This window comes from Streptomyces sp. NPDC101219, from assembly GCF_044767675.1.
In the GTDB taxonomy this organism is placed as follows: domain Bacteria; phylum Actinomycetota; class Actinomycetes; order Streptomycetales; family Streptomycetaceae; genus Streptomyces.
On the sequence record NZ_JBIWOK010000016.1, the window covers coordinates 14,229 to 38,563 of the forward strand.

Sequence of the window (24,335 nt, forward strand, 5' to 3'; positions counted from 1 at the left end):
CCCGTTCGGACGGTACGGCCCGTTGTGGGAGCTTATGCCTCTATATCAACGATCCGCCGTACGAGAGGAGATCGTCCCGTACGGCGGAATCAAAACGTTGTGTCATCTGCGCGGCTGGGCGTCCAGCACCTGCTGCAGCGCCTCGAACTCCTCGACGCACTTGCCGGAGCCGAGCGCGACGCTGTCCAGCGGGTCCTCGGCGATGTGGATCGGCATGCCGGTCTCGCGGCGCAGCCGTTCGTCGAGGCCGCGCAGCAGTGCGCCGCCGCCGGTGAGGACGATGCCCCGGTCCATGATGTCGCCGGACAGCTCCGGCGGGCACTTGTCGAGGGTCGTCTTCACGGCGTCCACGATGGCGTTGACCGGTTCCTCGATCGCCTTGCGCACCTCGGCGGCGGAGATGACGACGGTCTTGGGCAGTCCGGAGACGAGGTCCCGGCCGCGGATCTCGGTGTGCTCGTCGGTGTCCAGGTCGTACGCCGAACCGATCGTGATCTTGATCTGTTCGGCCGTCCGCTCACCCAGCAGCAGCGAGTACTCCTTCTTGATGTGCTGGATGATCGCGTTGTCCAGCTCGTCGCCCGCGACGCGGATGGACTGGGCGGTGACGATGCCGCCGAGGGAGATGACCGCGACCTCCGTGGTGCCGCCGCCGATGTCCACCACCATGTTGCCCGTGGCCTCGTGGACCGGCAGGCCGGAGCCGATGGCCGCGGCCATGGGCTCCTCGATGATGTGCACCTGACGGGCGCCGGCCTGGGACGACGCCTCGATGACGGCGCGGCGCTCGACGCCGGTGATGCCGGAGGGCACACAGACGACGACCCGCGGACGCGCCAGATACCGCCGCTTGTGGATCTTCAGGATGAAGTAGCGGAGCATCCGCTCGGTGATCTCGAAGTCGGCGATGACGCCGTCCTTCAGCGGACGCACGGCGACGATGTTTCCCGGCGTGCGCCCGATCATCTTCTTCGCTTCGGCACCGACCGCGAGGATGCCACCGGTATTGGTGTTGATCGCTACGACGGACGGCTCGTTGAGTACGATCCCGCGACCCCTGACGTACACCAGCGTGTTGGCGGTCCCGAGGTCGACAGCCATGTCACGGCCGATGAACGACATTGAGTTCCCCATCAGGATTCGTCTGGCCTTCCCACGAGCTTTTGAGGGCTTTTCAGGTTGGCGAGGTGGGTGCGGTGACGCGATGGCTTCCATGGTAGACGCGCCTTCGCGAACACTGTGCGAGGGTCTTCGCCATTGTCATCAGATGGCGTCCCCCGCTGCGTGTGGAGACGGGCCATCGGGGGCATGCGTTCCCCCGAACGCCGCGCATATGCCAAAAATGGTCCGGGGGCAAAACCCCCGAACCATCCGACAGGCGGCCGAAGCCGTCGCGGGCCGTCGCCGGCCGCCGCGACGAGATCGTTACGCGCGGCCCGGGAAGAAGATCTTCACCTCGCGCTCGGCGGACTCCTCCGAGTCCGAGGCGTGGATCAGGTTCTCCCGCACGATGACACCGAAGTCGCCGCGGATCGAGCCCGGCGCGGCGGCGATCGGGTCGGTCGGACCGGCCAGTTGGCGCACACCCTCGATGACCCGGTCGCCCTCGACGATCAGGGCGACGACCGGACCCGACGCCATGAACTCCATCAGCGGCTCGTAGAACGGCTTGCCCTGGTGCTCGCCGTAGTGCTGCTCCAGCGTGTCCTGGTCCAGGGTGCGCAGTTCCAGCGCGGTGATGCGCCAGCCGGCCTTGCGCTCGATGCGGCTGATGATCTCGCCGGTCAGGCCACGACGGACGGCGTCGGGCTTGAGGAGGACGAGGGTGCGCTGGGTCACGGCGGAGCTCCTTGCGAGTCAAAGGTGTGCGGGGACACGAGATTACCCGGCGTGTCGCCGCACTTGTCACGCAGCGTCAGGCTGCTCCGCCTGTTCGGCGAACCGGGCCTTCGCCTCGTCCACCTTTCGCCCGTAATGCACCGAAGCCCACCACAGCGCCGCGAACACCGCGCCGAGGAAGTACATCGTCGGGACGAAGAACCCGGAGGCGACCAGGGCGATCTGCAGCGCCCAGCCGAGGGCCACGCCGCCCGGCCGCGTGATCATGCCGCACAGCAGCACGCACAGGAACATGGCGACACCGCACACGGTCCACACCGTGTTCATGGACATGTCCGGGTCCTTCATCGCCACCAGACCGGCGAAGCCGATGACGAGGAACTCCCCGATCAGCGTCGAGGCGCAGAGCGTACGCACCGTTACTCAGCCCTTCCCCAGAAGCAGCCGGGCCTCGCCGACCGTGATGACGGAACCGGTGACGAGCACACCGCCGCCGGCGAACTCGCCCTCCTCCTCGGCCAGCGTGATCGCCGACTCCAGCGCGTCGGGCAGCCGGGGCTCCACCTGGACCCGGTCCTCACCGAACACCTCCACGGCGACCGCCGCGAGGGCGTCGGCGTCCATGGCCCGGTGGGTGGAGTTCTGGGTGACCACGATCTCGGCGAAGACCGGCTCGAACGCCTCCAGCAGCCCGCGCACGTTCTTGTCGCCGCTCGCGCCGACGACCCCGATGAGCCGGGTGAACTGGAACGCCTCACCGACCGCGGCGGCCGCGGCCCGCGCGCCCGCCGGGTTGTGGGCGGCGTCCAGCACCACGGTGGGCGAGCGGCGCACGACCTCAAGGCGGCCCGGCGAGGCCACCGCGGCGAACGCCTTGCGCACGGTGTCGATGTCGAGCGGTTCGGCGCGCTGGGCGCCGACGCCGAAGAACGCCTCCACGGCGGAGAGCGCCACGGCCGCGTTGTGCGCCTGGTGGGCGCCGTGCAGCGGCAGGTACACCTCGGGGTACTCACCGCCCAGACCGCGCAGCGTGAGCAGCTGGCCGCCGACCGCGATCTGCCGGGACACCACCCCGAACTCCAGGCCCTCGCGGGCGACGGTGGCGTCCACCTCGACGGCCTTCTTCAGCAGCACCTGGGCCGCGTCCACCGGCTGCTGCGCCATGATCACCGTGGCGTCGCGCTTGATGATGCCGGCCTTCTCCCCCGCGATCTCGGCGGGGGTGGTGCCGAGCCGGTCCGTGTGGTCGAGGTCTATGGGCGTGACCACGGCGACACTGCCGTCGATCACGTTGGTCGCGTCCCAGCTGCCGCCCATGCCGACCTCGACGACGGCGACATCCACCGGCGCGTCGGCGAAGGCGGCGTACGCCATGCCGGTCAGCACCTCGAAGAACGACAGCCGGTACTCCTGCCGGGCGTCGGTCATCTCGACGTACGGCGCGATGTCCTGGTACGTCTCCACGAACCGCTCGGCGGAGATCGGCGCCCCGTCGAGGCTGATGCGCTCGGTGACGGACTGCACGTGGGGCGAGGTGTACCGGCCGGTGCGCAGCTCGAAGGCACCGAGCAGGGCCTCGATCATGCGGGCGGTGGAGGTCTTGCCGTTGGTGCCGGTGATGTGGATCGAGGGGTACGCGCGCTGCGGCTCGCCGAGCACGTCCATCAGCGCGGAGATCCGGGCGACCGACGGCTCCAGCTTGGTCTCGCCCCAGCGGGTCGCCAGCTCGGCCTCGACCTCCCGCAGCGCCTTGTCGACCTCCGGGTCGGCCGGCCGTGCGGGCACCCCGGCCTCCGGCGGGCCGCCCTGCGTGCGCAGGGTGCGGCTGCCGGCCTCGATCACCGCGAGGTCGGGGTCGCGGCTGGTCTCGGCCTCGATGATCTCCTCGAAGGAGTCGAGGGGGTCGGGCTCGTCGGCGTCGCTGTTCGGGGGGAGGTCGCTCACGGGAGCCAGTCTACGGAAGGGCGGTCGGCGGACGCGGTCACGGCTCCCGCGAGCGGTACGGGTACGGGCCCGGCGCGTGCACGCCGGGCCCGTTCGCCGTCCTGCGGCGGGAGCCGGCGGCCCCGCGCCACACGCCGGCGGTCAGCTCTCGGGCAGCTTGGAGAGCTGGTTGTCGATGCGGACGATGTCCTCCTCCGCCTTGGCGAGGCGGGTGCGGATCTTGTCCACGACGTGGTCGGGCGCCTTGGCGAGGAACGCCTCGTTGCCCAGCTTGGCCTGCGCCTGCTGGCGCTCCTTCTGCGCGGCGGCGAGGTCCTTGGCGAGCCGCTTGCGCTCGGCGGCGACGTCGATCGTGCCGGACAGGTCCAGCGCGACCTCCGCGCCGCCGACCGGCAGGGTCGCCGTGGCGGTGAAGGCGTCGCCCTCCGGCTGGAGGCGCAGCAGCTGGCGGATGGCCGCCTCGTGCCGGGCCAGCGTGGTGCCGTCGAGGGTGAGCCGGGCCGGGACCCGCTGGCCGGGCTGCAGGCCCTGGTCGGCGCGGAAGCGGCGGACCTCGGTGATCACCGACTGGAGCGTGGCGATCTCGCGCTCGGCGCCGGCGTCCCGGAAGCCGCTGTCGGTGGGCCAGTCGGCGATGACGACCGACTCACCCCCGGTCAGCGTGGTCCACAACGTCTCGGTGACGAAGGGGACGACCGGGTGCAGCAGCCGCAGCGTGACGTCGAGAACCTCGCCCAGGACCCGCTTGCTGACCTCGGCGGCCTCGCCGCCCGCCTGGAAGGTGGTCTTGGACAGCTCGACGTACCAGTCGAACACCTCGTCCCACGCGAAGTGGAACAGCGCGTCCGACAGCTTGGCGAACTGGAAGTCCTCGTAGTACGCGTCGACTTCGGCCACGACCGTGTTCAGCCGGGACAGGATCCAGCGGTCGGTCGGCGACATCGCCGAGGCGTCCGGCAGCGGGCCCTCGACGGTCGCGCCGTTCATCAGCGCGAACCGGGTCGCGTTCCAGATCTTGTTGGCGAAGTTGCGCGAGCCCTGGACCCAGTCCTCGCCGATCGGCACGTCGACGCCCGGGTTGGCGCCGCGGGCGAGCGTGAAGCGCAGGGCGTCGGAGCCGTACTTGTCCATCCAGTCCAGCGGGTTGACCGCGTTGCCGAAGGACTTCGACATCTTCTTGCCGAACTGGTCGCGGACCATGCCGTGCAGGGCGATGGTGTGGAACGGCGGGGTGCCGTCCATCGCGTACAGACCGAACATCATCATCCGGGCGACCCAGAAGAAGAGGATGTCGTAGCCGGTGACCAGGACGGAGTTCGGGTAGAACTTCGCGAGCGACTCGGTCTGCTCCGGCCAGCCCAGCGTGGAGAACGGCCACAGGCCGGAGGAGAACCAGGTGTCCAGGACGTCGGTGTCCTGGTGCCAGCCCTCGCCGGTGGGCGCCTCGTCGTCGGGTCCGACGCAGACGACCTCGCCGTCCGGCCCGTACCAGACCGGGATGCGGTGGCCCCACCACAACTGGCGGGAGATGCACCAGTCGTGGAGGTTGTCGACCCAGTCGAAGTACCGCTTCTCCATCTCCTGCGGGTGGATCTTGACGCGGCCGTCGCGGACGGCGTCACCGGCCGCCTTGGCGAGCGGGCCGACCTTGACCCACCACTGCATGGACAGCCGCGGCTCGATGGTGGTCTTGCAGCGCGAGCAGTGGCCGACCGAGTGGACGTACGGCCGCTTCTCGGCGACGATCCGCCCCTCGGCGCGCAGCGCGGCGACGATGGCGGAGCGGGCCTCCAGCCGGTCCTGGCCCTGGAAGGGGCCGTGGGCGGTGATGACCGCGTGCTCGTCCATGACCGCGATCGCGGGCAGGTCGTGCCGGCGGCCGATCTCGAAGTCGTTCGGGTCGTGCGCCGGGGTCACCTTGACCGCGCCGGTCCCGAACTCGGGGTCGACGTGCTCGTCGGCGACGACCGGGATCGAGCGGTCGGTCAGCGGCAGCTTGATCAGCTTGCCGACCAGGTGCTTGTACCGCTCGTCGTCGGGGTGGACGGCGACGGCCGTGTCACCGAGCATCGTCTCGGCACGGGTCGTCGCGACGACGATGGTGTCGTCCCCGTCGCCGTACTTCATGGAGACGAGCTCGCCGTCGTCGTCCTGGTACTCGACCTCGATGTCGGAGATCGCGGTCAGGCAGCGCGGGCACCAGTTGATGATGCGCTCGGCGCGGTAGATCAGCTCGTCGTCGTAGAGCCGCTTGAAGATGGTCTGGACGGCCCGGGACAGGCCCTCGTCCATCGTGAAGCGCTCACGCGACCAGGCGACGCCGTCGCCGAGGCGGCGCATCTGGCCGCTGATCTGGCCACCGGACTCGTTCTTCCACTGCCAGACCCGCTCGACGAACGCCTCACGGCCCAGGTCGTGGCGGGACTTGCCCTCCTTGGCCAGCTCCCGCTCGACGACGTTCTGCGTGGCGATGCCGGCGTGGTCCATGCCCGGCTGCCACAGTGTCTCGTGGCCCTGCATGCGCTTGCGGCGGGTCAGCGCGTCGATGAGCGTGTGCTCGAAGGCGTGCCCCAGGTGCAGGCTGCCCGTGACGTTCGGCGGGGGGATGACGACGGTGTACGGGGGCTTCTCGCTCTTGGCGTCGGCCTCGAAGTACCCCCGCTCTACCCAGCGCTCGTACAGCGGCCCCTCTACGTCGGCCGGCGCGTACTGGGTCGGCAGTCCGGTGGTGGGCGCTGATGCTGGCTGCTGAGTGTTCTCGGTCACGGGCATGAGTTTACGGGTGTCACGGCCCAGTCCCGAAACGCGATTCCTTTGTAACGGTGCGTCCCCCGCCGGTCTGAAGGGTTTCCTCCTGAGCCAGGATGTCAACGACACGTAAGTATCTGGAGGGGAACCCAGACGATGAGCTACAACCAGCCGGGCCCGTACGGCGGGCAGCCCCAGCAGCCCGGGCCGTACGGCCAGCCGGGTCCTTACGGCCAGCAGCCGCAGGCTCCGCAGCCCGGCTACGGCTACCCCCAGCAGCAGCCCGGCCAGCCCGGTGTCCCGCCGCAGCAGCCCCCCTACGGCCAGGCGCCGTACGGCATGCCGCCCCAGCCTCCGGCGCCGGGCGGCGGCGGCAAGAAGGCCGGAATCATCATCGGCGCGGTGGCGGTCGTCGCCGCGATCGGCGTGGGCGCCTACTTCGTCATAGGCGGGGGCGGCGGCGCCGGCAGCGGGCTGGAGGACGACGGGCCGCACAAGCTGGACGCGCCGAGGACGGTGCTGAGCGAGTACACGCGCGTCGGTCAGCCCGGCGGGAGCTCCGGGAGCAACGACGCCGCCAAGCTGGCCAAGGGCGGCGTCAAGGACGGCACCTCCGTCGGCGCCTCCTACTCGACCGCCGACTTCAGCGGGTACGACCCGCAGGACCGCTCCACGCTGCCGTCCGAGGCCGAGTTGCTCGGCGCCAAGGGCGTGACCTTCCTCGGCGCCTACGGCAAGGTCGCCGACCCGGAGGGCACGCTCGACAGGATCTTCGCGTCCCTGAAGGCGAACACGGAGAAGGAGCAGAACAACGAGCTCATGACCGAACTGGTCGGTGAGCCGGAGTCGGTCGAGATCAACGGTGCGGTCATGAAGTGCCAGGCGGGACAGGGCACCAACAACCTCACCAAGAAGGAAACGACCAACTGGTTCTGTGCCTGGGCCGACTACAGCACGATCGCCATCGTCTCCCCCGGGGACAACACCAAGGACATCACCAAGGACGCCGCCGTGGACATCACCACGGAGCTCCGCGACGAGATCCGCGTCGAGGACTGACCCGCGCGGGACGGACGGTCCCACCGCAGCACGGAGGGCGCCCGGCGACATTCGCCGGGCGCCCTCCGTGTGGTGATGCCTAGGCCGTCTTCTGCTCCCCCGGTCCCCGGCCCCGCGCGTCGCGCGGGATGAGGGTGGGGTTGACGTTGGAGAGGACCACGTCGGCGGTGATGACGACCCGGGCGACGTCCTTGCGGGACGGCACCTCGTACATCACGCCCTGGAGGACCTCCTCCATGATGGCGCGCAGACCGCGCGCGCCGGTCTGGCGCAGGATGGCCTGGTCGGCGATGGCCTCCAGCGCCTCGCGCTCGAAGTCCAGCTCCACGCCGTCGAGTTCGAACAGCCGCTGGTACTGCTTCACCAGCGCGTTGCGCGGCTCGACGAGGATCTGGAGCAGGGCCTCGCGGTCGAGGTTGTGGACCGAGGTGATGACCGGGAGCCGGCCGATGAACTCGGGAATCATGCCGAACTTGACCAGGTCCTCCGGCATGACCTGCTCGAACTGGTCCTTGCTCTCCAGTTCCCGCTTGGAGCGGATCGTCGCGCCGAAGCCGATGCCCTTAGCGCCCGCCCGGCCCTCGATGATCTTCTCCAGGCCCGCGAAGGCGCCGCCCACGATGAACAGCACGTTCGTCGTGTCGATCTGGATGAACTCCTGGTGCGGGTGCTTGCGCCCGCCCTGCGGCGGTACGGAGGCGGTGGTGCCCTCCAGGATCTTCAGCAGGGCCTGCTGGACGCCCTCGCCGGAGACGTCACGCGTGATGGAGGGGTTCTCGCTCTTCCGCGCGACCTTGTCGATCTCGTCGATGTAGATGATCCCGGTCTCGGCCTTCTTGACGTCGTAGTCGGCCGCCTGGATCAGCTTCAGCAGGATGTTCTCGACGTCCTCGCCCACGTATCCCGCCTCGGTGAGCGCCGTGGCGTCGGCGATCGCGAAGGGGACGTTCAGCATGCGGGCGAGCGTCTGCGCCAGCAGGGTCTTGCCGGAGCCCGTGGGGCCCAGCAGGAGGATGTTGGACTTCGCCAGCTCGATGGCGTCCTCGCGGCCCTGCGCGCCGCCGTTCTCACCGGCCTGGACCCGTTTGTAGTGGTTGTACACCGCGACGGAGAGGGCCTTCTTGGCCGCCTCCTGGCCCACCACGTACCCCTCGAGGAACTCGTAGATCTCGCGGGGCTTGGGGAGCTCCTCCCAGCGGACCTCGCTGGTCTCGGCGAGCTCTTCCTCGATGATCTCGTTGCAGAGATCGATGCACTCGTCGCAGATGTACACACCGGGCCCTGCGATGAGCTTCTTGACCTGCTTCTGGCTCTTGCCGCAGAACGAGCACTTGAGCAGATCGCCGCCGTCACCGATGCGTGCCACGGTGTGCTTCCCCTTCGCCTGGGAGACGACTGGACGTCAACGTCCAGCGGCTCCTGGTGCTGCCTTATGTCCGACGGTACCTTGCCGGGCCCCTCGTTCGGGCCCCCCTTGGCACGGTTCGCTGTGACGTGGACCGGGTCAAACCGTGCCAAGGGGCGGCAGACGTCACGCCCCCACCCGTGTCAGCGCAGGCTGGAGTTGTCCAGCTTGCGGGTGGTGATGATCTGGTCGATCAGGCCGTACTCCAGCGCGTCCTCGGCCGTGAGGATCTTGTCGCGCTCGATGTCCTCGCGGATCTTGTCCAGCGGGCGGGTGGAGTGCTTGGCCAGCATCTCCTCCAGCTGGGTCCGCATGCGCAGGATCTCGTTGGCGGCGATCTCCAGGTCGGAGACCTGGCCGCGGCCGGTCTCGCTGTAGGGCTGGTGGATCAGCACGCGGGCGTTCGGCAGGGCCATGCGCTTGCCGGGCGTGCCGGCGGCGAGCAGGACGGCGGCGGCGGAGGCGGCCTGGCCCATGCACACCGTCTGGATGTCCGGCTTCACGTACTGCATGGTGTCGTAGATCGCCGTCAGCGCGGTGAAGGAGCCGCCGGGGCTGTTGATGTAGACCGAGATGTCGCGGTCGGGGTCCATCGACTCCAGGCACAGCAGCTGCGCCATGACGTCGTTGGCGGAGGCGTCGTCGATCTGGACGCCGAGGAAGATCACCCGCTCCTCGAAGAGCTTCGCGTACGGGTCGTACTCGCGGATGCCCTGCGAGGTGCGCTCGACGAAGCGCGGGATGACGTAGCGGGACTCGGCCTGCGGGCCGGTGTACCGGGCCTGGGAGGCGCTCATGTCCTGCGCGGACATGCGGTCGTACAGGCCGCGGCCGGGGAAGTCGTTCACGGTTTCTCCTGAAGGGGGCTGAGGCGGTCGGCTGGGGCTGCTCGGGCCGCACCGGGTCGCCGGCGGGCGGTGCCGGTGGGGCCCACGGGGCCGTCGGGCCCCGTGGGGCCGGTCAGGCCCCGGTGCCGCCGCCGCCCGGCATACCGGCGGCCGTGGGAATCACGTCGTCGATGAGGCCGTACTCCTTGGCCTCGAAGGCGTCGAACCAGCGGTCACGGTCGGAGTCGCGGGTGATCTGCTCGACCGACTGGCCCGTGTGCTGGGACGTGAGCTCGGCCATGCGCTTCTTGGTGTGCAGCAGCCGCTCGGCGTGGATCTTGATGTCCGAAGCCGAACCGGCGAGGCCGGCGGAGGGCTGGTGGATCAGGATCTCGGCATTGGGCAGCGCGAAGCGCTTGCCGGGGGTGCCCGCGCTGAGCAGGAACTGACCCATCGAGGCCGCGAGGCCCATGGCGATCGTCACCACGTCGTTCTTGATGAACTGCATGGTGTCGTAGATCGCCATGCCGGCCGTGATCGAGCCGCCGGGGCTGTTGATGTACAGGTAGATGTCCTTGTCCGGGTCGGCGGCAAGGAGCAGCAGCTGTGCGGTGATCTTGTTGGCGATGTCGTCGTCGACCGGCTGGCCGAGGAAGATGATCCGCTCGTTGAGCAGCCGGTTGTAGACCTGGTCGCCGAGGCCACCACCGATGGAAGGCTCTCCGGCGGCTGAGGGCATCAGATTCGTCACGTATCCACCTGCTCGTCTTACGACGGCGCCGGGCCGTCTCACGTTTCCCTGCGGGGCTGGGGCCGTTTCGGTGACTCACCTGCCCTGGTATTCAAGGACCCTAACGCGGTGGCCTCGCCGGGGAATCCCGGTAACGGGAGTGTTCGCCGGGGGCGTACTTTCACCGGCCGACCAGGGCGGGGGCATTCCGGTGTGCGCGCGGGCGCGGCGCGGAGGGGGCGGCGGGTGCGCGGGCCCGCGCCGCGGGGAAGACGGGCGGGCCCCGGGTCGCCGTGGACCCGGGGCCCGCCCGTCACTCACGAGGGTGCCGTACGGCTCAGCCCTCGGACTTCTTCTCCTCGGTGGCGGCCTCGCCGGTCTCGGCCTCGCCGGTCTCGGCCGCGTCGGTGGACTCGGCAGCGGCCTCGCCGGCCTCGTCCTCCTCGTCGTCCAGGTCGATGATCTCGCCGTTGGTGTCCTTGACCGTGGCCTTCTCGACCACGACGGCCAGGGCCTTGCCGCGGGCGACCTCGCCGACCAGGAGCGGAACCTGACCGCCCTCGACGACGGCCTGGGCGAACTGGTCGGGGGACATGCCGGAGGAGGCGGCGCGCCGCATGAGGTGCTCGGTGAGCTCCTCCTGGTTGACGTTCAGCTTCTCCTGCTTGACGAGCTCGTCCAGCACGAACTGGGTCTTGATGCCCTTGACCGCGGCCTCACGGGTCTCGGTCTCGAACTCCTCCTCGGTCTTGCCCTGGATCTCCAGGTACTTCGGGAGGTCGAGGCCCATCTGGCCGAGCTGGTGGTGCTCGAGGTTGTGCTTGCGGGTGTTGATCTCGTCCTCGAGCAGCTTCTCGGGGACGGGGACCTCGACCAGTTCGAGCAGCTTCTCCAGGACACGCTCCTGGGCCTGCGTGGCCTGGTCGAACTGCTTCATGTTCTCGAGGCGCTTGCGGCTGTCCGCGCGCATCTCCTCAAGGGTGTCGAACTCGGAGGCGAGCTGCGCGAACTCGTCGTCCAGCTCGGGCAGTTCACGCTCGGCGACCTGGGTGACCTTCACGGTGACCTCGGCCTCCTTGCCGGCCCCGGTGCCACCCTTCAGCTCGGAGGTGAAGGTGGCCTCCTCACCCGCGGACAGGCCCTTCACGGCGTCGTCGATGCCGTCCAGCAGTTCGCCGGAGCCGATGGTGTAGGAGACGCCGCTGGCGACGCCGTCCTCGAGGACCTCGCCGTCGACCTTGGCCTCCAGGTCGATGGTGACGACGTCGCCGTCACCGGCGGCGCGCTCGACGGGCGAGGTGGAGGCGAAGCGCTCGCGCAGCTGCTCGACCGACTGGTCGACGTCCTCCTCGGTGACCTCGACGGCGTCGACCTCGACCTCGATGCCGGAGTAGTCCGGGATCTCGATGGAGGGGCGGATGTCGACCTCGGCGGTGAAGTTCAGCGTCTCGCCGTCCTTCAGCTCCGTGATGTCGACCTCGGGCTGGCCCAGGGGGCTCAGCTCGGCCTCGTTGACCGCGTCGGTGTAGAACTTCGGGAGGGCGTCGTTGACGGCCTCCTCCAGCACGGCACCGCGGCCGAACCGCTGGTCGATGACCCGGGCCGGGACCTTGCCCTTGCGGAAGCCCTTCACCGTGACCTGCTGGTTGATCTTCTTGTACGCCGCGTCGAGGCTGTCCTTGAGCTCCTCGAAGGGCACCTCGACAGTGAGCCGAACCCGGGTCGGGTTCAGGGTCTCCACGGCGCTCTTCACGGTTCGGTCTCCTTGTGGCTGACTTCTTGGTTTCCGCCGGTACCAGAACGGACCGGCCGATGCGTCGCCCGGAGGACTTCATCAGACGCTCGGAGAGCTGAGAGACACGGGCGTGCAGCTTGATAGTAACGGCAGCGACTACGGCGCCCCAAAGGCGATCATCGGTGGACGATCGGGTGACTGGTCGGGGTGGCGGGATTTGAACCCACGGCCTTCCGCTCCCAAAGCGGACGCGCTACCAAGCTGCGCCACACCCCGTCTGGTGCGACGAGTAGGGTACATGCCGCCGGGCGAGGAGGCCGCAGCATTTCCCGGGCTCGGTGCGGCGCGGCGACGCCACCGGCGGGGGTGTGCGGCGAGGGCCTCCGACCCGCTACGATGCCTGTCAGTGCCGCTGGTCCGCGACCTGCGGCGCACGCGTGCGGGCGTAGCTCAATGGTAGAGCCCCAGTCTTCCAAACTGGCTACGCGGGTTCGATTCCCGTCGCCCGCTCTGCACGGCTCAGGGCCAGGCCGGAGGTTCACTCCTCCGCCTGGCCCTGACCGCTTTCCGGGGCTCGGTGGCGAGGCCGCCCGGCCCCCGGGCTCACTCGGCGGGCAGGGCCTCGCGCAGGGCGCGGGCGGTGGCGGCCGGGTCGTAGTCCTCGGGGACGCCGTCGACCAGGACGATGTCGCCGGCGATGTGCCGGGAGCGCAGGGGTGCGATGGCGCGGTAGGCGGGTGAGTCCCACCACGCGCGGGCCTCGGCGGTGCCGGGGAAGCCGATCATGACGACGTGGCCGGGCCAGCTGCCCTCCTTCACCTCGTGCGCCGTGCCGTGCACGAGGAAGCGTCCGCCGTAGGGCTCGAAGGTCGCGGGGATGCGCTCGATGTACTCGGCGATCTCCGGGTGCGGGGCGGCCTCCTGGAGGTGGGCGATGACGTAGGCGGTCATGGGGCGGGTCCTTCCGGTCGCTCGGCTGGGCACGTCCGAGCCTGCCGGGGTGCCGCCCTCGCGTCGATGACCTCGGAGGTAAGGGCGGCGGCGGAAGCCGCCCCTCCCGTGCCGGCCCGCGGTGTGCCGTCGCTGCCCGTCCCGGGGGTCAGAAACTGATGGAGTTGATCGTCTCCGCTATCGAGTTGAGGAACCGGTTGATGGACGGGGCCATGCCGGTCGAGGCGAGGAAGAAGCCGAAGAGCACCGCCACGATCGCGGGACCCGCCTTGATGGAGCCGCCTCTCATCAGCACCACAAGGATGATCGCCAACAGCAGCACCACTGACAGTGAAATGGCCACAACTGATCACACCCTCGATCGGTCCGCACACTCCCGGGCCCGGGGGACGCGACCCCGCGCACCCCGCCAGAACCATCGTGCCACCAACGGGGCCGCCCTATGCGGCAGGTGACGCATCATCCGCCCTCCGGTCGCCGGGACCGGCCGGGCGGGCCCCGTCGGCACGAGGTCGACGGCGCGGCGTCGCACGGTAATTCGAGGAGCCACCCGGACCGGGAATTCGGCCGCATCGTTTCACATTCCCCACACCGCGTTCGCAGCCAATTCGAATTGCGGTCACGGGTGTTCCGACTCACCCGCGGAAAGATCGGGAAACGGGCTGAAGCGATCGTTCCGTTGGGGCGGGCTGCCCCGTCTATGCACCGTTTGGTCCGGATGAATCCTGACAAGAGAGGCGCAGGTGGTGCACAGGACCCGTACCGGTGCGGCGCGTTGAGGGTGTGTCGACCGTCACGCCCGCCATGCCGTCGGCATTACCGAATCGGGGGTACCCGGGGTGAATACCGGTAATGACGTCGGACGTTTTACGAATACGCGCGGACAACGCTAGGGTGCCTCAGATGTTTCACGCTGCCTCGTCCCCCGCAAGCGCAGCGAGCTCCCCGCTCCTGACCCCGAGTTCCCGCAGGGAGGGTCAGTGACGGCCTCGCCGCGACCGAACGGCAACCACCGCGGTACGCCTCTCCCCCCGGCTCCGTCACCGTCGTCCGGGGTGCCGGGTGCGCCCGCCCCCGAGAGCGGCGGCCGGGACGCGCGCCGCCCGGCGGCCCCCGCGGCCAAACGGCGTGACGCGTTCTTCGACAACGCCAAGTACCTGGCCATCGTGCTGGTGGCCGTCGGCCACGCCTGGGAGCCTCTGAAGGGCGACAGCCGCTCGCTCCAGGCCGCCTACATGGTCGTGTACGCCTTCCACATGCCGGCGTTCATCCTCATCTCCGGCTTCTTCTCGCGCAGTTTCGACATGCGCCCCGACCGGCTGCGACGCCTCATCACCGGGGTCGCCGTGCCGTACATCGTCTTCGAGACGGCGTACCCGCTGTTCAAGCGGTTCGTGGACAACGACCCGCAGCAGGAAATCAGCCTGCTCGACCCCTGGTACCTGACCTGGTTCCTGTGCGCGTTGTTCATCTGGCGGCTCACCACGCCGATCTGGAAGGCCGTGCGGCATCCGCTGCCGCTGGCCCTGCTGGTGGCGATGCTGGCGAGTGTCACCCCGGAGATCGGGGACGACCTCGACCTCCAGCGCGTCCTCCAGTTCCTGCCGTTCTTCGTGCTGGGCCTGTGCCTGAAGCCGGAGCACTTCCACCTGGTGCGCCGCCGTTCGGTGCGGATCGCGGCCGTGCCGGTGTTCGCCGCCGCGCTGGCCTTCGCCTGGTGGGCGGCGCCCCGGATGAACACCGGCTGGTTCTACCACCGCGACTCCGCGCAGGAACTGGGCGCGCCCTGGTGGGCCGGACCGGTCATGGTGCTGGCCCTCTTCGGCTGTTCGCTGGTGCTGACCGCCTGCTTCTTCGCCTGGGTGCCGGGCCGCCGCATGTGGTTCACGGCACTCGGCGCGGGCACCCTGTGCGGCTACCTGCTGCACGGCTTCGTGGTGAAGGCCGGTGACTACAAGGGCTGGTTCGAGGTGTCCGCGCTCCAGGGGCCGTCCGGCGAGATCCTGGTGACCGTGCTGGCCGCCGCGATGGTGACGCTGCTGTGCACCGCACCGGTGCGCCGGGTCTTCCGGCCGGTGCTGGAGCCCGCGATGGACTGGGCGTTCAAGCGGGACCCGGCCGAGGCGGCGCGGGAACGCGAGCGGCACGAAGCGGGCCGGACCCGCGAGAAGGTCTCCGCCTGAGGCGTCCGGGAGATCCCGGACGGCCCCCTGTCACCGCCCGCCCGCAGCGAGGCCGAGGAGTGCGCGCATGCGCGTGTACTTCTCGGCCAGCCGCGTCCGGGTGGCCTCGTCCAGCACGGCCAGCCGCGCCGGGTCGGCGTTGTGCGCCAGGTCCGCCTCCTTCACCAGCAGCGCGCCGGGGGTGGCCCGGATGCGGGCCGCGTATGCCTCGGGCGGCTCCCCCGGCCGCTTGGTGACCGCGCGGACGATGTCCTTGGTCCGCGCCGTCAGGGCGGCCCGGGCCAGCCAGTCCTCGGACAGCCGGTGGTCCTCGACGGCGTCGTGCAGCCAGGCCGCCGCGATCTGCTCCGCGTCGCCGCCCCGCTTCCGTACGCCCTCGGCGACGGCGCTCAGGTGCTCGGCGTAGGGGCGGCCGGCCTTGTCGGTCTGGCCGTCGTGCGCGGCGCGGGCGACGGCTTCGACCTCGGCCACGGACAGGTACGGCGAGGGGCTGCGCGGTGTCTGGCTCACCCGTTCAGTGTGCACCGGCGGGTGCCGGTCAGCGGTGTGCGGCGGCCGTGGGGCCCTCGCGGCAGATCAGCAGCAGGGCGCGGTCGTCGTTGACGTCCTTGGCGACGGCTTCGATGAGGTGCCAGGCCGCGCCGTGGAAGCCGCCGGCGACGTAGCGGTCGGCCTCGCCGGTGAGGCGGTCGATGCCTTCGACGATGTCCCGGTCGGAGGTCTCCACGAGGCCGTCGGTGAACAGCATCAGCACGTCGCCTGGGCGCAGGGAGCCCTTCACCGGGTCGAACTGGGCGCCGTCGTACACGCCCAGCAGCGGGCCGTCGGCGGCCTTCTCCTCCCAGCGGCCGGTGCCCGCGCTGAGCTGGAGGCCCGGCGGGTGCCCCGCGGTGTACAGCTCGTAGTCGCCGGAATCCAGGTCGAGGACGAGGTGGGTGGAGGTGGCGAAGCCCTCGTCCCACTCCTGGCGCAGGAGGTAGCCGTTGGCCGCCGGGAGGAAGGCGTGCGGGGGCAGGCTGCCGAGGAGGCCGCCGAAGGCGCCGGAGAGCAGCAGGGCGCGGGAGCCGGCGTCCATGCCCTTGCCGGAGACGTCAGTGAGGACGACCTCCAGGGTGCGGCCGCCGTTGGTGCGGGCCGCGACGACGAAGTCGCCGGAGAAGGACTGGCCGCCCGCGGGCCGCAGGGCCATCTCCTGGTGCCATCCGCCGGGCAGCGCTGGCAGCTGGCTCTGCACCCTGATGCGTTCGCGGAGGTCGAACAGCATGGTGCCGCCGCGCCGCCAGGGCACGCCGACGCGGCTGCGGAACTGGGCGACGAGCAGGCCGAAGAACCCGCAGGCGGCGACGACCAGGACGACGCCGGGGGTGACCCGGGCGGCGCCCTCGGTGTAGGGGCCGAGCTGGACGGCCTCGACGATGAGCGCGGTGGCCGCGACGGCGTACAGGCCGAGGAGGCTGGCCGGGCGGAGCAGCAGCCCGCCCGCGACGATCGGCAGGACGAGGGCGGCGGGCGGGCACCACACGGAGTTGGCGAGCGTGCCCGCCGTGAAGAGCGGGATGGTCAGGAGCAGACCGGCGAGGGCCACCCAGTCGGAGCCGTTGCCCCGGAAGTAGTCGACGGCGGCCCGGCGCACGCCGACGCGGGCCCGGTGCCACTGCTTCTTCCACCGGGCCGTGAACGTCTCGGCGGCCGCGCGCCGTTCTCGTCCTGCTGCCATTAGTTCGGGACCCTATCCATCGGACCGGCCGCTTGGCACGGGAGGTCCTGGTTGTCCCCCGTAGCGGGGACCGACTTCACAGTGAACTTCACCGGACGCCGTCGCGTGGCCGCCCGGGAAAAATTGCCTCGCTCCTCCCGGATCGCACTGGTAGGCATGGCGTATGGCGAGCGAACGGACGAGCACGGCGGGCACGGTGAGCGCACCTCGGGTGCTGCGGCAGGACGAGTGGGACCGGTGGTACGGCACCCTCGTCCGCGCCTTCAGCGGGGTGCCCGAGGCCGACGAGGAACGGGAGCTGTGGCGCTCGCTGACCGAATTCGGCCGTTCCGTCGGCGTATGGGACGGGGAGACGTGCGTGGGCACGGCGGGGGCGTTCTCGTTCCGGCTGACGGTGCCCGGCGGGGCGTCCGTGCCGGCCGCGGGCGTCACGATGGTGAGCGTGGCGGCCACGCACCGGCGGCGCGGGCTGCTGACGTCGATGATGCGGCGGCAGCTGGACGACGTACGGTCCTGGGGGGAGCCGCTGGCGGTGCTCACGGCGTCCGAGCCGCCGATCTACGGCCGGTTCGGCTACGCGGCGGCCACCCATCAGCTGGGCGCCACGATCGACACCGGCCGGGTCACCCTGTCCGTGCCCGACGGGACGGACGGCGTAAGGCTGCGGTACGCGGAGCCCGCGAGTGTCCTGGACGCGTGCGAGTCGGTCTACGCCCGGCTGGTGCCGCTGCGTCCGGGCATGCTGGTCCGGCGGCCCGGCTGGGAGCGGGTGGCGCTGCTCGACCCGGAGAGCGACCGGGACGGCGGGTCGCCCCTGCAGTGCGTGGTGGCCGAGCGGGACGGCGAGGTCGTCGGGTACGCGCGGTTCCATGTGAAGCCGGGCTGGGGTCCGGCCGGGCCGGACGGCACGGTGGTGCTGCGGGACGTGGCCGCCCTGGACCCGGCGGCGGACGCGGCCCTGTGGCGGTTCCTGTTCGACGTGGACCTGACGTCGACGCTGGTGGTCCGCAACCGGCCGGTGGACGACGCCTGGCAGTACCTGGTGTCCGACCCGCGGCGCTGCCTGCCGACGCTGCGGGACAGCCTGTACGTCCGGCTGGTCGACGTGGGCGCGGCGCTGGCGGCGCGGACCTACCAGGCGCCGGTGGACGTCGTGCTGGAGGTCGAGGACGCCTTCTGCCCGTGGAACGCGGGGCGCTGGCGGCTCAGCGGCAACGCCAAGGGGGCGTCCTGCGAGCGGACCGACGAGGCGGCCGATCTCGCCCTGTCGGTACGGGAGTTGGCGGCGGCGTATCTGGGCGGGGTGAGCCTGGCGGCGCTGGCCCGGTCGGGCCGGGTGTGGGAGCTGCGGCGGGGCGCGCTGGCGGAGGCGTCCGTCGGGTTCGGCGGTGTCACCCCCTGGCTGCCGCACGGCTTCTGAGCGCACGCGGGGCCGGGCGGACCGGGACGGTGCGGGACCGGCCGGGGCGGAGCGGACCGGTGTGGGGCCGGCCCGGGCGAAACAGACCGGTGCAGGGCCGGCCGGTCCGGAGCGGGTCCGGGCGCGGGGTCAGGCCCGCTGGCAGCCCGGGCACCAGAAGAGGTTGCGGGCGGCCAGCCCGGCCGTGCGGATCTCCTCGCCGCAGAGGTGGCAGGGCAGGGCGGCGCGGCGGTAGACGTAGACCTCGCCGCCGTGGTCGTCGACGCGCGGCGGGCGGCCCATGGCCTCCGGGCTGTGCTCGGGGCGCACGGTGTCGATGCGGTTGGTCCGCACGCCCTCCCGCATGAGGGCGGCCAGGTCGGTCCAGATCGCGTCCCACTCGGCCGGGGTGATGTCCCGGCCCGCGCGGTACGGGTCGATGCCGTGCCGGAAGAGGACCTCGGCGCGGTAGACGTTGCCCACACCGGCGATGACCTTCTGGTCCATCAGCAGGGCGGCGACGGTCGTACGGCTGCGGCTGATCCTGCGGTACGCGGCGGCCGGGTCCGCGTCGGGGCGGAGCGGGTCGGGGCCGAGGCGGGCGTGCACGGCCTGCTTCTCGGCGTCGGTGACGAGGGCACAGGTGGTGGGTCCGCGCAGGTCGGCATAGCCGTGGTCGTCGGCGAGGCGCAGGCGCACGGTGTCGGTGGGCGGCGGCGCGGGCGCCGGTCCGAAGGCGACCTTGCCGAACAGGCCGAGGTGGATGTGGACCCAGTCGGTGTGCCCGGGGCCGGGGTCGCGGAAGCCGAGGAAGAGGTGCTTGCCGTGGGCGTCGGCGGTGTGCAGGGGGCTGCGGTCGAGCAGGGCGGCCGCGTCGCTGAACTCGCCCTGGGGGCTGGTGACCCGCAGCGGTCCGCGGCCCGCGAAGGCGGCCGCGTAGTCCTCGGCCAGCCGGTGAATCGTGTGCCCCTCCGGCACCGCGTCCCCCTTCTCGCTCGTGTTTCTCGCTCGTGCCTCTTCCCCGCCCGTCCCGCCCGTCCCGCCCGTCCCGGGCGGTCGCGCCCGCTCGCGTCGCCGCCCCCGCCGGGGCCGTGCGGTCCGGGCGGGGGCGGCGCGCGGCCGGGCTACTGCTGGGGGTGGTGGGCCGGGACCGGGGGAAGGTCGCCGGTGGTCTCGTAGGCGCTGAGCATGTCGATCCGGCGGATGTGGCGCTCGTCGCCCGAGAACGGCGTCCCGAGGAAGATCTCCACGAACTTCGTCGCCTCGTCGAGGCTGTGCATGCGCGCCCCGACCGCGACGACGTTGGCGTTGTTGTGCTGGCGGCCCAGAGCGGCGGTCTCCTCGCTCCACGCCAGGGCCGCCCGCACGCCCCTGACCTTGTTGGCTGCGATCTGCTCGCCGTTGCCGGAGCCGCCGATCACGATGCCGAGGGCGTCGGCGTCCGCAGCGGTGCGCTCGGCGGCACGCAGGCAGAAGGGCGGGTAGTCGTCCTGGGCGTCGTAGATGTGGGGCCCGCAGTCGACGGGCTCGTGCCCGGCGCCCTTGAGCCACTCGACGAGGTGGTTCTTGAGTTCGTAGCCGGCATGGTCGGAACCGAGGTACACGCGCATGGACAGAGTGTGGCACGGGACGGTCCGGGAAGGCGCGCGGGGTGGAGTCGCCGAAAACGCCCGATTCCGCCGGGTCCCGGGTCAGAGCACCGTGAACGTCTTCTTCACCCGTTCATAGACCTCCAGCGCCCCGGCCTCGTCGGCCGGGCGGTACCAGGTGTTGATCTGGTAGGACGTGCCGCCCACGTTGAACCCGAGCAGGCGCGCGTGCCAGGGGACACCCTTGAGCGTGAACCGGTACTCCCAGACCACCGCCGGGTGGCCGCGGAACGTCGTCTCCTCCAGCCGGATCTTCTCGTAGTCCTGCCCCTGGTGGGCGTTGCGCTCCGAGGTCTGCCAGGTCGTCAGCAGATTCCCCCGCGCCAGGGCGGACTTGGCGACGAGTTCCTGGCCCCCGTCCGGCGAGGTGTAGTGCACCTCCGCGCCCGTCTGCACGTCCCGGCGCCAGCCCTCGGGCGGCGTCCAGGCGAACCCGCCGGCCTCGCGGCGGGCGCCCGGCGGAAGTGTCGCGGGACGGGACGTCCCGCCGACCGTGGGTGAGGCGTCACCCGTGGCGGAGGGTGCGGTGGCCGAGGGGCCCGCACGCTCCCGTTCGCCGCCCGGCGAACCCGAGGCGGCCGTCAGGACGACCGCCACGACCGTGCCCGTGACGGCGACACCCACCGCCGCGGCGACGACGGCCGCCCGCCGTCGCCGGGGTGCCCGCGGCCCGGGCTCCGGTCCCTCCTCCCCCGGCACGGGCTCCGGCTCCCCCGCCGGCCCGGGCGGCGGCCCGAAGGCCGGGTGCGGCCGCTGCTCGGTGACGGCGCGGGCCCGGTCGAGGGAGACCCCGGGCGGGCGGGGAGCGGTGGCCGGGTCGCCGCCGGACGTCCCCCCGCTGCGGGACGTGGCGGCCGCCGGCCCGGGGAGGGACGCGGCGGCCGCCGGCCCGGGGACGGGCTCGGCCGGGGCCGTGACCGCTTCCGGGCCGGGGAGGGCAGGGGCAGCGCCGGCCGCCGCATCGGATCCGGCAGGTGCGGCGGCGGAGGCGGTACGGGCTGTGGGTGCGGTTGCCGGGGCGGTGCCTGCCGGGGCGGGAGCGGGATCCCGGAGTTCGCCGGCCCCGTGCGGGGCCGAGTTCCCGGGCGGGCCGGCCGGCGGATCGAGAGCCGGGACGGGGTCCCGGTCGGGAGCCGGATCGAGGGCGGGGACGGGCACCGTCGGAGTCGGAGTCGGACTCGGAGCCGGAGTCGGAGTCGGCGCCGGAGTCGGAGTCGGCGCCGGAGTCGGCGTCGGCGCCGGAGTCGACGGCAGGGGCGTCGGTGTCGGCGGCAGGGGCGGTGGTGGCGCGGTCAACGCCCGCAGAGCCGCCTCCAGTTGGTCGAGGCCGGGGCGGGCCCCGGGCTCCTTCCTCAGCAGGGCGGCGAGGACGTCCCGCAACGGGCCCGCCCCGGCCGGGATCTCGGGCTCCTCGTACAGCACGGCGTGGAGGGTCGCCAGGGTGGTGCCGCGGGCGAAGGGGGACCGGCCGCCCAGGGCCGCGCAGAGGGTCGCGCCCAGGGACCAGACGTCGGACGGGGGACCCTGTGGGCGGCCGGAGACACGCTCCGGGGCCATGTAGTCGGGGGAGCCGACCAGCATGCCCACCACGGTGAGCGCCTTGGCGTCCTGGATGGCGGCGATGCCGAAGTCCGTGAGCACGACGCGGTGTTCACGGTCCGGGCCGCCCGCCCGCTCAGCCGGGAGGGCCTCCACCAGGACGTTCCCGGGCTTGATGTCACGGTGCAGCACCCCCCGGGCGTGGACCTGCCGCAGCGCCGCCACCAGGCCCAGCCCGATGCGCGCGGCGTCCCGGGGGCCGAGGGCGCCGCCCTCCGCGAGAATCCGCTCCAGGGACCGGCCGTTCACCAACTCCATGACGATCCACAGGCGTTCGCCCTCGTCGACCACGTCGTAGACCCGGACCACGTTGGGGTGGTCGATCCGCGCGGTGGCCCTCGCCTCCCGCAGGGTGCGTTCCCGGCGGGTGCGGGAGTCCTCCGCGTCGTGTCCGTCGATGCGCATCTCCTTGACGGCTACCTGCCGGTCGAGGATGTCGTCGACGGCCCGCCACACCCGCCCCATTCCCCCCTGGCCGATACTCTCGACCAGCCGGTAGCGACCCGCCACCCATTTCCCTGGAACACCGCCGTTGTCCGTGATTCCCGGCAATCCGCTGCACCCCCTGCAATCCGCCCCGAGTGAAACACGACGGTCACACTTCGGGCCGTCCCAGCATAGTGCGGACAAATCTTGTGGTACCTCTTCAAGTACTGCGAATTCACGCAGACAAGGGGGACGAACATGAGTTCTCGTCAGAGGATGGCCGTCACAGGATCGCTGGTCGCAGCATCTTTCTCGGCGGTTCTGATCCTTTCCGGGACGGCCGGTGCCGACGATCAGGGGCCGGGAAGCAGTAAGGGGGGAAAGGCCGTCGACGAGGCGCCGGCGGGGGTCGAGTTGACCACGCTGCTGCCCGAGAAGATCTCGGTCGACAACAGCACGGAAAAGACGGCGATTACCGCCACGGTAAAGAATGGGGGCACCGAGGACAGCGGGAAGATCAGCCTATTGGTCGTCGGTTTCGACGGCCTGACCGTCAAGGGCGTCAAGGGCTGTTCCCCGCTCGCGGACGACCGGTTGCCGGAAGGATCGAACAGCGGTTTCAGCTGCGCGATCGACAACCTCGCGGCGGGCGCCTCCCGTTCGTACGCCGTGGACGCGTCCTACGACCTGGGCAGGGCCGGGAAGATCTGCCTTCCGGTGCTGTCGGAGGACGGGAAGAGGACGTACTGGCAGCAGGGCCCGGTGCCGTTCGGCACCACGAACCCCTCGCCGGACGCGCCCGCCACTCCCCTGCTGCTCGGCACCGACAACGAGCCGGTGAACCCGGGGGCGGACGAGCTGCCGAGGACCGGCGCGGCGCGTGATCTGGTGCCGCTGGGCACGCTCGGCGCGTCCCTGCTCGCGGCGGGCGCGGCCGGGATGTGGTGGTCGGCGCGGCGGCAGCCGGGCCGGACGGCTCCGTAGGCCGCACCGGGCGGGGTGGCTCGGAGTGGGCGGGCCGCCGTGGCCGGTCGCGGCGCCGGGCCCTCGGACACGACGACGGCCCCCGGCGGATCGCCGGGGGCCGTCGTGCGGTGCGGTGCCGCGGTCAGCGCTTGTCGACGAACTTCCAGGCGGTGGGCAGCAGTCCCATCGCGAGGGCAGCCTTCAGGGCGTCCCCGATGAGGAAGGGGGTCAGGCCGGCCGCGATCGCGGCGGAGGCGGACATGCCGGTGGCGAGGGCCAGGTAGGGCACGCCGACGGCGTAGATGACGGCGGAGCCGAGCAGCATCGAGCCGGCGGTGCGCAGCACCGAGCGGTCGGCGCCGCGCCGGGCGAGGGCGCCGACGAGGGCGGCGGCGAGCACCATGCCGAGGATGTAGCCGAAGGACGGCATGCCGAACCCGGAGGTGCCCTCCGCGAACCACGGCACGCCCGCCATGCCGGCCAGGGCGTACAGGGCGAGGGAGAGGACGCCGCGGCGGGCCCCGAGGGCGGTGCCGACGAGCAGCGCGGCGAAGGTCTGGCCGGTCACCGGCACCGGGGAGCCGGGGACGGGCACGGCGATCTGCGCGGCGAGACCGGTGAGGGCGGCGCCGCCGAGGACCAGGGTGGCGTTGCGCACGCGGGAGGCCGGGAGCAGGTCGGCGAGGACCAGTCCGGGGCGGGCGGTGGTGGCGGCGGCGGCTGTGCTCATCGGGACTCCGCGGGGTGAGGGCAGTTGGGGACACCGTGACGCTATCCCGGCCGCTCGCGCCGATCACCGTCAGCGCTCGACAAAGGCGGGACCACGAGGTTGGTGGGCTCCTGACAAAGTAGGCGGGTCACACCTCACAGGAGGTGATGCCGGTCACTGAGGCAGGGAGGCTTCCCTCACCCGGGCGGGCCGCCGGCGACTGTAGGGTTTCGCCAATCGGGCGGCCGAGGCCGCCCCGCCCCCCTCTTACGGCAGGTCAGGGGGCGGGTACCGAGCGTGCGCCGGGTGTCCGTATCGTGGGCGGTCGCGGCTCCGTGGGCGTCCGGGCGCCCAGACTGTCGGCGTTTTGCCCGGCCGTCGGCCCTGCCCGGGGGAAGCCCCACGTCCTCCTTCCGCGCGCCCGGCGGATCCTTCCGCACGTACCCCCC

General features: G+C 71.4%; 21 protein-coding genes and 2 tRNA genes. 5 read left to right on the forward strand and 18 right to left on the reverse strand.

Features of this window, described 5'->3' with window-relative positions:
* Positions 1-102: 102 nt before the first annotated feature.
* The 5 genes from ACIRPP_RS26600 to ACIRPP_RS26620 form a co-directional block, all read right to left on the reverse strand.
* Positions 103-1,122 (reverse strand): rod shape-determining protein, encoded by a 1,020-nt coding sequence (locus ACIRPP_RS26600; protein WP_006133575.1) that lies wholly within the window; start codon positions 1,120-1,122, stop codon positions 103-105.
* A 303-nt stretch (positions 1,123-1,425) separates the two neighbouring features.
* A complete protein-coding gene (gene ndk / locus ACIRPP_RS26605) occupies positions 1,426-1,839 on the reverse strand; it encodes a nucleoside-diphosphate kinase (RefSeq protein WP_403647654.1) in 414 nt (137 codons plus the stop codon).
* Positions 1,840-1,905: 66 nt separating this feature from the next.
* Complete coding sequence (locus ACIRPP_RS26610; RefSeq protein ID WP_403647657.1) at positions 1,906-2,256, reverse strand: DUF4233 domain-containing protein; 351 nt, start codon at positions 2,254-2,256, stop codon at positions 1,906-1,908.
* 6 nt (positions 2,257-2,262) lie between these two features.
* Positions 2,263-3,783 (reverse strand): bifunctional folylpolyglutamate synthase/dihydrofolate synthase, encoded by a 1,521-nt coding sequence (locus ACIRPP_RS26615; RefSeq protein WP_403647660.1) that lies wholly within the window; start codon positions 3,781-3,783, stop codon positions 2,263-2,265.
* A 141-nt stretch (positions 3,784-3,924) separates the two neighbouring features.
* On the reverse strand, positions 3,925-6,549 hold the full coding sequence (locus tag ACIRPP_RS26620; RefSeq protein ID WP_403647663.1) for a valine--tRNA ligase: 2,625 nt from the start codon (positions 6,547-6,549) through the stop codon (positions 3,925-3,927).
* 138 nt (positions 6,550-6,687) lie between these two features.
* Here ACIRPP_RS26620 and ACIRPP_RS26625 point away from each other — a divergent pair, with 138 nt between their 5' ends.
* Entirely contained in the window at positions 6,688-7,590 is a 903-nt protein-coding gene (locus ACIRPP_RS26625) for a hypothetical protein (RefSeq protein WP_403647667.1), read from the forward strand.
* Positions 7,591-7,669: 79 nt separating this feature from the next.
* Here ACIRPP_RS26625 and clpX read toward each other — a convergent pair whose 3' ends face one another.
* The 5 genes from clpX to ACIRPP_RS26650 form a co-directional block, all read right to left on the reverse strand.
* The gene (gene clpX / locus ACIRPP_RS26630) at positions 7,670-8,956 is read right to left on the reverse strand and encodes an ATP-dependent Clp protease ATP-binding subunit ClpX (RefSeq protein ID WP_164336149.1); all 1,287 of its coding nucleotides are present in this window, start codon (positions 8,954-8,956) and stop codon (positions 7,670-7,672) included.
* 182 nt (positions 8,957-9,138) lie between these two features.
* A complete protein-coding gene (locus tag ACIRPP_RS26635; protein ID WP_164336145.1) occupies positions 9,139-9,843 on the reverse strand; it encodes an ATP-dependent Clp protease proteolytic subunit in 705 nt (234 codons plus the stop codon).
* Between the two features lie 112 nt (positions 9,844-9,955).
* The gene (locus ACIRPP_RS26640) at positions 9,956-10,561 is read right to left on the reverse strand and encodes an ATP-dependent Clp protease proteolytic subunit (protein ID WP_030818448.1); all 606 of its coding nucleotides are present in this window, start codon (positions 10,559-10,561) and stop codon (positions 9,956-9,958) included.
* Between the two features lie 328 nt (positions 10,562-10,889).
* Positions 10,890-12,305, reverse strand: coding sequence for a trigger factor (gene tig, locus ACIRPP_RS26645; protein ID WP_403647671.1), 1,416 nt, complete (start codon positions 12,303-12,305; stop codon positions 10,890-10,892).
* Between the two features lie 181 nt (positions 12,306-12,486).
* Positions 12,487-12,563 (reverse strand) — tRNA-Pro (locus ACIRPP_RS26650).
* Positions 12,564-12,726: 163 nt separating this feature from the next.
* Between ACIRPP_RS26650 and ACIRPP_RS26655 the strand changes: the two genes are divergently transcribed.
* Positions 12,727-12,797, forward strand: a tRNA-Gly gene (locus ACIRPP_RS26655).
* 93 nt (positions 12,798-12,890) lie between these two features.
* On the opposite strand, the gene ACIRPP_RS26660 is transcribed toward ACIRPP_RS26655, so the two are convergent.
* Both ACIRPP_RS26660 and ACIRPP_RS26665 read right to left on the reverse strand, forming a co-directional pair.
* Positions 12,891-13,238 (reverse strand): DUF1330 domain-containing protein, encoded by a 348-nt coding sequence (locus ACIRPP_RS26660; RefSeq protein WP_403647674.1) that lies wholly within the window; start codon positions 13,236-13,238, stop codon positions 12,891-12,893.
* Positions 13,239-13,386: 148 nt separating this feature from the next.
* Positions 13,387-13,581: a hypothetical protein gene (locus ACIRPP_RS26665; protein WP_108014675.1), complete on the reverse strand. Its 195-nt coding sequence runs from the start codon at positions 13,579-13,581 to the stop codon at positions 13,387-13,389.
* 637 nt (positions 13,582-14,218) lie between these two features.
* Here ACIRPP_RS26665 and ACIRPP_RS26670 point away from each other — a divergent pair.
* The gene (locus tag ACIRPP_RS26670; RefSeq protein WP_403647677.1) at positions 14,219-15,421 is read left to right on the forward strand and encodes an acyltransferase family protein; all 1,203 of its coding nucleotides are present in this window, start codon (positions 14,219-14,221) and stop codon (positions 15,419-15,421) included.
* 30 nt (positions 15,422-15,451) lie between these two features.
* Here the strand turns inward: ACIRPP_RS26670 and ACIRPP_RS26675 are convergent, their stop codons facing one another.
* Both ACIRPP_RS26675 and ACIRPP_RS26680 read right to left on the reverse strand, forming a co-directional pair.
* Positions 15,452-15,931, reverse strand: a complete 480-nt coding sequence (locus tag ACIRPP_RS26675) for an HD domain-containing protein (RefSeq protein ID WP_403647680.1) — start codon at positions 15,929-15,931, stop codon at positions 15,452-15,454.
* A 28-nt stretch (positions 15,932-15,959) separates the two neighbouring features.
* A complete protein-coding gene (locus tag ACIRPP_RS26680) occupies positions 15,960-17,138 on the reverse strand; it encodes a PP2C family protein-serine/threonine phosphatase (RefSeq protein ID WP_403647682.1) in 1,179 nt (392 codons plus the stop codon).
* 163 nt (positions 17,139-17,301) lie between these two features.
* Here ACIRPP_RS26680 and ACIRPP_RS26685 point away from each other — a divergent pair, with 163 nt between their 5' ends.
* On the forward strand, positions 17,302-18,558 hold the full coding sequence (locus ACIRPP_RS26685) for a GNAT family N-acetyltransferase (protein ID WP_403647685.1): 1,257 nt from the start codon (positions 17,302-17,304) through the stop codon (positions 18,556-18,558).
* A gap of 129 nt (positions 18,559-18,687) precedes the next feature.
* Here ACIRPP_RS26685 and ACIRPP_RS26690 read toward each other — a convergent pair whose 3' ends face one another.
* From ACIRPP_RS26690 to ACIRPP_RS26700, 3 genes are all read right to left on the reverse strand, one after another.
* On the reverse strand, positions 18,688-19,515 hold the full coding sequence (locus ACIRPP_RS26690) for an Fpg/Nei family DNA glycosylase (protein ID WP_403647688.1): 828 nt from the start codon (positions 19,513-19,515) through the stop codon (positions 18,688-18,690).
* Between the two features lie 146 nt (positions 19,516-19,661).
* Positions 19,662-20,147, reverse strand: a complete 486-nt coding sequence (locus ACIRPP_RS26695; protein ID WP_403647691.1) for a ribose-5-phosphate isomerase — start codon at positions 20,145-20,147, stop codon at positions 19,662-19,664.
* Between the two features lie 81 nt (positions 20,148-20,228).
* Entirely contained in the window at positions 20,229-22,295 is a 2,067-nt protein-coding gene (locus ACIRPP_RS26700) for a protein kinase (protein WP_403647694.1), read from the reverse strand.
* 174 nt (positions 22,296-22,469) lie between these two features.
* On the opposite strand from ACIRPP_RS26700, the gene ACIRPP_RS26705 reads away from it, so the two are divergent.
* A complete protein-coding gene (locus tag ACIRPP_RS26705) occupies positions 22,470-23,195 on the forward strand; it encodes a hypothetical protein (RefSeq protein ID WP_403647697.1) in 726 nt (241 codons plus the stop codon).
* A 124-nt stretch (positions 23,196-23,319) separates the two neighbouring features.
* On the opposite strand, the gene ACIRPP_RS26710 is transcribed toward ACIRPP_RS26705, so the two are convergent.
* Positions 23,320-23,907, reverse strand: coding sequence for a biotin transporter BioY (locus ACIRPP_RS26710; RefSeq protein ID WP_403647700.1), 588 nt, complete (start codon positions 23,905-23,907; stop codon positions 23,320-23,322).
* Between the last annotated feature and the right edge of the window lie 428 nt (positions 23,908-24,335).

Bases quoted from the DNA above. Each gene is read 5' to 3' on its own strand.
- ACIRPP_RS26705 (WP_403647697.1), top strand. From the start codon at position 22,470: ATGAGTTCTCGTCAGAGGATGGCCGTCACAGGATCGCTGGTCGCAGCA.
- ACIRPP_RS26625 (WP_403647667.1), top strand. From the start codon at position 6,688: ATGAGCTACAACCAGCCGGGCCCGTACGGCGGGCAGCCCCAGCAGCCC.
- ACIRPP_RS26685 (WP_403647685.1), top strand. From the start codon at position 17,302: ATGGCGAGCGAACGGACGAGCACGGCGGGCACGGTGAGCGCACCTCGG.
- ACIRPP_RS26710 (WP_403647700.1), bottom strand. From the start codon at position 23,907: ATGAGCACAGCCGCCGCCGCCACCACCGCCCGCCCCGGACTGGTCCTC.
- ACIRPP_RS26660 (WP_403647674.1), bottom strand. From the start codon at position 13,238: ATGACCGCCTACGTCATCGCCCACCTCCAGGAGGCCGCCCCGCACCCG.
- ACIRPP_RS26640 (WP_030818448.1), bottom strand. From the start codon at position 10,561: ATGCCCTCAGCCGCCGGAGAGCCTTCCATCGGTGGTGGCCTCGGCGAC.
- ACIRPP_RS26600 (WP_006133575.1), bottom strand. From the start codon at position 1,122: ATGTCGTTCATCGGCCGTGACATGGCTGTCGACCTCGGGACCGCCAAC.
- ACIRPP_RS26695 (WP_403647691.1), bottom strand. From the start codon at position 20,147: ATGCGCGTGTACCTCGGTTCCGACCATGCCGGCTACGAACTCAAGAAC.
- ACIRPP_RS26680 (WP_403647682.1), bottom strand. From the start codon at position 17,138: ATGGCAGCAGGACGAGAACGGCGCGCGGCCGCCGAGACGTTCACGGCC.